The organism is Tautonia sociabilis (assembly GCF_003977685.1).
In the GTDB taxonomy this organism is placed as follows: domain Bacteria; phylum Planctomycetota; class Planctomycetia; order Isosphaerales; family Isosphaeraceae; genus Tautonia; species Tautonia sociabilis.
The window spans coordinates 62,035-70,277 of sequence record NZ_RYZH01000038.1 but is presented as its reverse complement, the minus strand read 5'-3'; the positions used below and the strand labels follow the sequence as shown (position 1 = coordinate 70,277).

Here is an 8,243-nt window from a genome sequence, read left to right as displayed (position 1 = left end):
AGAGGCAAGAGGCAAGAGGCAAGAGGCAAGAGGCAAGAGGCAAGAGGCAAGAGGCAAGAGGCAAGAGGTCAGAGGTCAGAGGCAATAAGACGCAAGAAGCAAGAGGGAATAAGAGAGAAGACGCAAGAGGCAAGAGCGGCCGGGCATCGGGCGGGGGAGTCGAGCGGTTTCCCCGCCCAGGTCGTGCCGGTAGCATGGGCGTTTTCCTCGTGCGGGCGGCCTCCGCGGATCGCAACCGGAGCCCCGGCCGCCTCCGGCCGGCCGGCCGGCCGACTCGACGAACCCCGAGCCCTCCGCCATGACCGAGCATCCCGTGAACCGACGGACCTTCCTCGCCGGCTCCGCCGCGGCGACCGCGGCGCTGGCCGCCCGTTCGCAGGCCCATTCCCGGGCCCCCCGCCAGGGGGATGGCTTCCGCAGCGCCTGGGGATCGGCCCCCGATCGCGTCTGGCCGGGCCCCGAGTACTGGTCGAACCCGCTCCAGGACTGGCGGATCCGAGCTGGCGTCCTGGAATGCATCCGCCCCGCGCCGGGGAGGAGCGTCCACCTGCTCACCCGGGAGCTGGCCGACCGCCCCGGCGACCTGAGGATGAGCGTCCGGGTCGGGGCGATCGACGGCGGGCGGCTGTCCGACTCCGGGGGATCGGCCGGTTTCTCGGTCGGCGTGCGGGGGCCGCTGGGAGACTACCGGAACGCCCTCGTCCACGGATCGGGCCTGGAAGTCGGCCTGCGCTCATCGGGAGAATTGTTCATTGGTTCCGGCCCGGAGGGAGTCGTCTCTCCGGTGGAGCTGAACGCCGAGGAGGTCGATCTGGTCCTGGAAGCGGCGCCCGAGGGGGACGCCTACGCGATGACCCTCTCGGCCCGATCGGCGGCCGACGGCCGGGAGCTCGGGACGGTGTCGCGATCGGGGATCCCGGCGTCCCGGCTCGTGGGCAACCTGGCCCTCGTCAGCAATCCAGGCCCCGCCGGTCGGGGGAACGCGCCGGGAGGCCCTCGTCTGGGGCAGTTCCGGTTCGCCGACTGGGCCATCTCCGGCTCGAAGGTCGACGCCTTCGACGACCGGACCTTCGGCCCGATCCTGTTCGCGCAGTACACGGTGCACGGCGGCATCCTGAAACTGACCGCCCAGATGCCCCCGCTGGGGGAGGACGACTCCCGGACGGTTCGCCTGCTGCTCGACCGAGGGGACGGCTGGCGAGCCGAGGCCGAGGTCCCCATCGATCCCCGATCCCGCACCGCTCACTTCCGGGTCGAGGGCTGGGACGCGACGAGGGACACGCCCTATCGCCTGGCATACGCTCTCCGGTCGACCGACGGGTCAACCGTTGAAGATACGTATGATGGACTGGTCCGACGGGATCCGGTGGGCGCCGAGATCCTGACCGTCGCCGACATCTCGTGCAACGCACACTACGCCTTCCCGAACGAGGCGGCGGTGGCGAGCATGACGAAGCTCGACCCGGACCTGCTCGCGTTCACGGGGGATCAATACTACGAATCGACGGGAGGGTTCGGGGTCGAGCGGATGTCGCTGGAGGACGCGCTGCTCGACGTGCTGCGCAAGTGGTATCAGCACGGCTGGACCTGGCGGGAGCTGATGCGGGATCGGCCGAGCGTCTCCATTCCCGACGACCACGACGTCTACCACGGCAACCTCGGGGGGGGGGGGGGCAAGAAGGCGGAGGGGCAGGGGGCCGCCGCCGAGTCGGGAGGCGGCTACAAGATGATGGCCGAGTTCGTGAACGTGGTGCACCGGATCCAGACGTCGCACCATCCGGACTCTCCCGCCGAGCCGGGGTTGCAGGGGATCACCGGGTATTACGGCCCGCTGTCGTATGGGGGCGTCTCGTTCGCGATCCTCGCCGACCGCCAGTACAAGCCCGGCCCCGCCGGCAAGGTGCCGCCCACCACCAGCGGCCGGGCCGACCACGTCATCGACCCCGGCTTCGACCCGAAGAGCGCTGATCGGCCCGGCCTCGACCTGCTGGGAGACTCCCAGATGCGATTCCTCGAGTCCTGGGCCGATGACTGGTCCGACCCGACGACCCGGATGAAGGCGGCCATCTCCCAGACCATCTTCACGGCGATGGCCACCCACCACGGGCAGGCCGACAATTACCTGGTGGCCGACTACGACACCAACGCCTGGCCCCAGACCGCCCGGGATGCCGCCGTCCGGGCCCTTCGACGAGGGTTCGCCTTCCACTTGGCCGGCGACCAGCACCTGCCGGCCGTCGTCCACTACGGCATCGACAAGCATCGGGACGGGACGGTCGCCTTCGCCGGCCCGGCGATCAACAACCTGTACCCGCGCTGGTTTCGCCCCGAACACCCGGGAGCGAACCGACCCTCCGGCGCCCCCGAGGACTCGGGAGACTTCACCGACAGCTTCGGCCATCCGCTGACGGTCCTCTCCTGCGCCAATCCGAAGCTCGAACGCCGCCGAGGCGTGCTCGACGCCGAGACGGACAAGTCGGCCGGCTTCGGCGTCGTCCGGTTCCAGACCAGGGAGCGGGCGATCACCGTCGAGTGCTGGCCGCTGCTGGCCGATCCGACCGAGCCCGGCTCGCAGTTCCCCGGCTGGCCGGTGACCGTCTCGCAGCGAGACTGCGGCGGCGCCCGGGCCGCCGAGGCCCTGCTGCCGGAGCTGGTGATCCGGGGCTCGGACGCTCCGGTGGTCCAGGTGATCGACGAGAAGACCGGCGAGACCGTCTCCACGCTGAGGCTCCCCTCGCCTCGGTGGCGGCCGTTCGCCTTCGCGGCCGGGCCGTATACGATCCGGGTGAGCGACCCCGAGTCCGGCGTCTCGGCCGAGCGATCGGGCGTCGAGGCCAGGCCGGGGAATGAGGACGAGCTGGAGATCCGCCTCGGGCGTCCATGACTCGCGCTGTTGATCTTTCTCGACAGCACGTTTGGGGAGCACTGCGCATGAATCGACTGATCCAATCCGCGATCGGCATCGTCCTGCTGTCTCTTGCCGGCCTCCCGGGCGGGACGGCCTCGGCGGCCGACCGGCCGAACGTGCTGTTCCTGATCGCCGACGACCTGAACAATTCCCTGGGCTGCTACGGAAGGCCGATGGTGAAGACGCCGAACATCGACCGCCTCGCGGCTCGGGGAGTGCGGTTCGACCGGGCGTATTGCCAGTACCCGCTCTGCGGACCGAGCCGGAACTCGATGCTCACGGGGCTGTATCCCAACAGCACCGGGATCAAGGGGAACGGCCAGATCTTCCGGCAGACGATCCCCTCGCACCCGAGCCTGCCGCAGGCGTTCCGGCTGGAGGGGTACTTCGCCGGTCGGATCGGCAAGCTGTACCACTACAACGTGCCCAACTCGGTCGGCACCAACGGGCACGACGACCCGGGCTCCTGGGAGCTGGAGCTGAACCCGGCGGGCGTCGACCGCCTGGTGGAGCAGCCGGACGAGATCTTCTCGCTCGTGCCCGGCCAGTTCGGCGGCACGCTGAGCTGGTACGCCTCTCCCCGCCCCGAGGAGCAGCACACCGACGCCCTCCAGGCGGCCGACGCCGAGTGGGTGCTCGAACGGTGCGCGAGGCAGTCCGACCGGCCGTTCTTCCTGGCCGTCGGCTTCTTCCGGCCTCATACGCCGTATGTGGCGCCGGCGTCGTACTTCGAGGGCTATCCGAAGGAGGAGATGCCCGTGGTGCGGGGGATCGAGGAGGACCGGGCCGACATCCCCTCCCCCGGCCTGATGAGCGCCAAGAAGGAACAGGAGACGATGTCGGACGACCTCCGCCGCGAGGCCGTCCAGGCCTACTTTGCGAGCATCACCTTCATGGACGCCCAGGTGGGCAAGGTGCTCGATGCGCTCGACCGGCTGGGCCTGTCGGACAACACGATCATCGTGATGACCAGCGACCACGGCTATCACCTGGGAGAGCACGGGCTCTGGCAGAAGATGAGCCTGTTCGAGGAAAGCGCTCGGGTGCCGTTGCTGATCGCCGCGCCGGGAGTGTCGAAGGGGGGGACCGTTTCAACGGCGCCGGTTGGGCTGGTTGACCTGTACCCGACCCTGGCCGAGCTGTGCGGGGTCTCCCCGCCGGACAACCTCCAGGGGCAGAGCCTCGTCCCCCTGCTGAGGGATCCCGAGGCTCCCGGCCGGGGCTGGGCGCTGAGCCAGGTCCGCCGAGGAGGAGGGCCGAATGGGTTCGAGGGCTACTCGATCCGAACCCCCCGCTGGCGATACACCGAGTGGGACGACGGCGGGCGAGGACGGGAATTGTACGACCACGACGCCGACCCCCGGGAACTGACCAACCTGGCCGATGACCCGGGGCATGCCGAGACCGTCGCCGAGCTGTCGGCGCTGCTGCTCGAGGCGGTGCGCTCCACCTTCCCCCCCTCGGGAGAGGTGCCGGCCCTGCGCAACGGGCTCTGGGCGCCGAATTTGACCAACCCCTGATCGATCAGGACCGATCGCCTCCCCCCCGGCCCTCCTCGTGGTAAGATACAAACGATCACGAGGGCCGGCCGAACGGGGGGCGATCCGACCATGACCGAGTCGAACGCGCCGAACGCGAACGCGAACGCGAACGCGAACGCGAGCGCGAACACGAACGCGAACGCGAAGGGAAGGGGGGCGCAGATCCGCCCTCCGAGTCGGTTCGGCGGGCCGACTTACGAGGACGACTTCGAGGATCTCGAGTCGGACCCCGAGGGCCTGGCCGAGCACCTGGAATCCCGGCGCAACCTGCGCACGGAGTACATCCCCGATCGGTCCCGGAGCATCGTCTCGACCAACGACAGCCCGGACATCCCGTTCTCGTACAGCATCAACCCCTACCGCGGTTGTCAGCACGGCTGCGCCTACTGCTTCGCGAGGCCGAGCCACGAATACCTGGGGATGGACGCGGGCCTGGACTTCGAGTCGAGGATCCTGGTCAAGCACGACGCGCCGGCCCTGTTCCGGGAGTTCCTCCGGCGCCCCGGCTGGCAGGCCGAGCCGATCGCGATTGCCCCCAACACCGACGCCTACCAGCCGGGGGAGCGGGCGTTCCGCCTGACTCGGGGGTGCCTGGAGGTGGCGGCCGAGTGCGGGCAGCCGATGGCGCTCATCACCAAGAACGCGCTGATCCTGAGGGACCTGGATCTGCTCTCGGCGATGGCCTCGGAGGGCCTGGTGCACGCGATGATCAGCCTGACGACGCTCGACGGCGCGCTCTGCCGGTCGATGGAGCCGCGCACCAGCACGCCGGCCGCTCGGTTGCGGGCGATCCGGGCGCTGGCTGGTGCGGGAGTGCCGGTGGGGGTGCTCGTCGCTCCGGTGATCCCAAGCTTGAATGACCATGAGATCCCGGCCTTGCTGGAGGCCGCCGCGTCGGCCGGGGCCCGGACGGCGGGCTTTGTGCTGCTTCGGCTGCCGATGGCGGTCGGCCCCGTCTTCTGGGACTGGCTGGCCCGAGCCCGGCCCGACCGGCTCGACCGCGTGCGGGCGGCCGTCCGGGAGGCCAGGGGGGGGCGGGACAACCAGTCCGCCTTCGGCCTTCGGATGACCGGATCCGGGCCGGTCGCCAGGAGGATTGCAGACGTCTTCCGACTGTTCCGGAAGCGGTCGGGCCTCGACGGCCGCCTGCCTGCGTTCGACCGCTCCCGCTTCCGGCCTCCTCCGGAGGGCGGACAGCTTCTGCTGTTTTGAACAAGGATCGCGGCGATCAGCGGTCCCGGGAGGCCTCCTCGGCCGCCCGGAGCAGGAGGGTCGTCAGCCTCTCGGCGGTTTGTTCCAGGCGATCGCCGGCCTCGACGCGGGGAAGGGCCCCCGGGCCAGGCTGGGAGAGCATGACGGTGTAAACGATCGGCCGGGAGCCGGGGGGCTCCCACCAGCCGGAGAAGACTCGGGTGAGGGGGTCGGAGTTGAGGCTGCCGCCCTTGGAGTGGTGGCGGCCCTCGAGACCGAAGGCGACGTCCTCGGCGATGATCGCGCCTCGAATCGCCTCGACCGTGGCCGGATCGACCCCGGGGACCGTCCCCGAGGCGAGCCGACCGAGCACGGCGGCCAGCGCCGAGGCGGACGCCTCGTTGTCTCCGGTCACGTTCCGGGGGGCGAGCATGTAGCGCCTCGAGGAGATCGGCGAGAAGGACGGGTCGAGGGCGAGGATGGCGGCCGTCATGCCCTCGGGACCGCCGAGCAGCGCGGTGGCGAGGCTGGCGGCGGCGTTGTAGACGTGGTTCGGGGCCGGATCCGACCCCATCATGACCCGGCCGAGGCGTCGGACGGAGGCTTCCGAGAGGGCCTCCCGGATCTCCCGGCGCTGCGAGACGGTGTAGGGGGCCATCGCCGGGTGGTCGTCCGCGAGGGCGGCGTCGAGGCCGGGGGGAGGGGAGTCGAGGGCGTCGGCGAACCGGGAGAAGAGGGCGACTAGGTAGGCGGTCTTGATCGCGCTGGCGGTGGGGAAGGGAGTGTCGGGATCGAGGGTGAACCAGGGAACCCCCGAAGGACCGCCGACCCAGATGCCGGCGGAGACGCCGTCGCCGTGTTCCTCAAGGATGGCAAGAACGGTCGCTTCCGGCGAGGAGGCGGGCGGGCGGCCGGGGGGATCGTCGGCCGGGGACGGCGGGGAGGAGGGCCGGGGAGCGGCGGCCATCGCCGCGAGGAGGACGGCCGCGGTCGCGGCCCATCGGAGGGTTCGCATCGGGGACTCCGGATCGGTTCGGGGACGCCGGCGCCGGCGTCGAGAAAACCAGCGACGCATCGTGCGTACCAGATCGGCCGGCCGTCGTCACGGGGCCTCCGGGCCGACCCTCCCCTGGACAATCGGCCGGGGGGCCTTAGGATGGCGGGTGGGGGGCCGAGGCAAGCGGCGTTGGGAGCGAAAGGAGATCGGCATGTGCCTGGCGATTCCCGGGAGGATCGTGTCCCTCGATCCGGATGAGCCTGGCGAGGCGACGGCCGAGATCGGAGGGGTCCGGCGCCGGGTGAACGTGGACCTCCTGCGGGAGGAGGGGGTGGGCCCCGGCGACTGGATCCTGGTCCACGTCGGCTTCGCCTTGAGCAAGGTCGGCGAGGAGGAGGCGAGGGAGCAGCTCCGGCTGCTGGCGATGCTCGGCGAGGACGGCGTCCCAGAACCCGATCCGGGCGGGGGAGAAGGCGGGGACCCCGATGCGACATATTGACGTATATCGTAATTCCGACCTGATCGCGGGACTCCTCGGCCGCATCCGACGCCAGGTCGATCCGGCACGAACCTACCGGATCATGGAGGTCTGCGGCGGGCACACGCACGCGTTCCACCGCTTCGGCCTGCCGGACCTGCTCCCCTCGAACGTGGAGCTGATCCACGGCCCCGGCTGCCCGGTCTGCGTGCTCCCTCGGGGGAGGATTGACCAGGGACTGGCGATGGCGGAGGAGCCGGGAGTGATCCTGACCGCCTTCGGCGACATGATGCGCGTGCCGGGGACCTTGGGAAGCCCGCTGCGAGCCCGGGCCTCGGGCCGGGACGTCCGGGCGGTGTACTCGCCGATCGACGCCCTCCGGCTGGCGGAGGCGAACCCCGATCGCCGCGTGGTCTTCTTCGCCATCGGCTTCGAGACGACCGCGCCGGCCACCGCCTTGACCGTGCTGCTCGCCCGGCGGAAGCGGGTGGAGAACGTTTCGGTCTTCTGCAACCATGTGAGGATCGTGCCCGCGCTGGAAGCGCTGCTCGCTCCGCCGGGGGCGGGGCTGGACGGGATGATCGGGCCGGGGCACGTCTCGACCGTGATCGGCAGCCTGGCGTATGAATTCATCCCGAGGGACCACGGCATCCCGGTTGTCGTCTCGGGGTTCGAGCCGCTCGACCTGTTGCAGGCGGTGCTGCTGTTGATCGAACGGATCAACGAGGGCCGGGCCGATCTGGTCAACGCGTACCGCCGGGCCGTGCCCGACGGGGGGAACGCCGCGGCGTTGGCGGCGATGGACCGAGTGTTCGAGGAACGCGACTCGTTCGAGTGGCGAGGGCTCGGCCGGATCCCGTGGTCGGCCCTTCGGCTCCGGGAGGAGTTCGCCGACCTGGACGCCGAGCGCTGGTTCCCCCCTCCCGACGCTGGAGACGGCGCTCCGGACGACTCCCCGTGCGGCCGGGTGCTCCGGGGGCTGATGCGGCCGACGTCCTGTCCCTTGTTCGGGGGCGAGTGCTCTCCCGAACACCCGATCGGGGCGCTGATGGTTTCGTCCGAGGGGGCCTGCGCCGCCTACCACGCCTATCGCCGAGGAGAGCCGGCCGCGACCTGACCTGAGCGGCC

Annotated in this window: 6 protein-coding genes; 5 read left to right on the top strand and 1 reads right to left on the bottom strand. The window is 70.5% G+C overall.

What is annotated here, in order from left to right; translation table 11 throughout:
- Nucleotides 1–298: 298 nt before the first annotated feature.
- The 3 genes from TsocGM_RS18195 to TsocGM_RS18185 all read left to right on the top strand — a co-directional run bounded on the left by TsocGM_RS18195 (nucleotide 299) and on the right by TsocGM_RS18185 (nucleotide 5,661).
- Nucleotides 299–2,884, top strand: a complete 2,586-nt coding sequence (locus TsocGM_RS18195) for an alkaline phosphatase D family protein (RefSeq protein ID WP_126726887.1) — start codon at nucleotides 299–301, stop codon at nucleotides 2,882–2,884.
- Between the two features lie 47 nt (nucleotides 2,885–2,931).
- Complete coding sequence (locus TsocGM_RS18190) at nucleotides 2,932–4,428, top strand: sulfatase (protein ID WP_126726886.1); 1,497 nt, start codon at nucleotides 2,932–2,934, stop codon at nucleotides 4,426–4,428.
- A 90-nt stretch (nucleotides 4,429–4,518) separates the two neighbouring features.
- Nucleotides 4,519–5,661 carry a PA0069 family radical SAM protein gene (locus TsocGM_RS18185; protein WP_126726885.1) on the top strand — a complete coding sequence of 381 codons (1,143 nt, stop codon included), beginning with the start codon at nucleotides 4,519–4,521 and terminating at the stop codon, nucleotides 5,659–5,661.
- A 16-nt stretch (nucleotides 5,662–5,677) separates the two neighbouring features.
- Here the strand turns inward: TsocGM_RS18185 and TsocGM_RS26145 are convergent, their stop codons facing one another.
- Nucleotides 5,678–6,655: a serine hydrolase gene (locus TsocGM_RS26145; RefSeq protein WP_158633620.1), complete on the bottom strand. Its 978-nt coding sequence runs from the start codon at nucleotides 6,653–6,655 to the stop codon at nucleotides 5,678–5,680.
- A 193-nt stretch (nucleotides 6,656–6,848) separates the two neighbouring features.
- Here TsocGM_RS26145 and TsocGM_RS18175 point away from each other — a divergent pair, with 193 nt between their 5' ends.
- Together TsocGM_RS18175 and hypD are read left to right on the top strand one after the other, a co-directional pair.
- On the top strand, nucleotides 6,849–7,136 hold the full coding sequence (locus TsocGM_RS18175; protein ID WP_126726883.1) for a HypC/HybG/HupF family hydrogenase formation chaperone: 288 nt from the start codon (nucleotides 6,849–6,851) through the stop codon (nucleotides 7,134–7,136).
- Nucleotides 7,123–8,232 carry a hydrogenase formation protein HypD gene (hypD, locus tag TsocGM_RS18170; RefSeq protein ID WP_126726882.1) on the top strand — a complete coding sequence of 370 codons (1,110 nt, stop codon included), beginning with the start codon at nucleotides 7,123–7,125 and terminating at the stop codon, nucleotides 8,230–8,232. The genes TsocGM_RS18175 and hypD overlap by 14 nt, the downstream gene beginning before the upstream one ends.
- Nucleotides 8,233–8,243: the final 11 nt, after the last annotated feature.

Bases quoted from the DNA above. Each gene is read 5' to 3' on its own strand.
- TsocGM_RS26145 (WP_158633620.1), bottom strand. From the start codon at position 6,655: ATGCGAACCCTCCGATGGGCCGCGACCGCGGCCGTCCTCCTCGCGGCG.
- TsocGM_RS18175 (WP_126726883.1), top strand. From the start codon at position 6,849: ATGTGCCTGGCGATTCCCGGGAGGATCGTGTCCCTCGATCCGGATGAG.
- hypD (WP_126726882.1), top strand. From the start codon at position 7,123: ATGCGACATATTGACGTATATCGTAATTCCGACCTGATCGCGGGACTC.
- TsocGM_RS18190 (WP_126726886.1), top strand. From the start codon at position 2,932: ATGAATCGACTGATCCAATCCGCGATCGGCATCGTCCTGCTGTCTCTT.
- TsocGM_RS18185 (WP_126726885.1), top strand. From the start codon at position 4,519: ATGACCGAGTCGAACGCGCCGAACGCGAACGCGAACGCGAACGCGAAC.
- TsocGM_RS18195 (WP_126726887.1), top strand. From the start codon at position 299: ATGACCGAGCATCCCGTGAACCGACGGACCTTCCTCGCCGGCTCCGCC.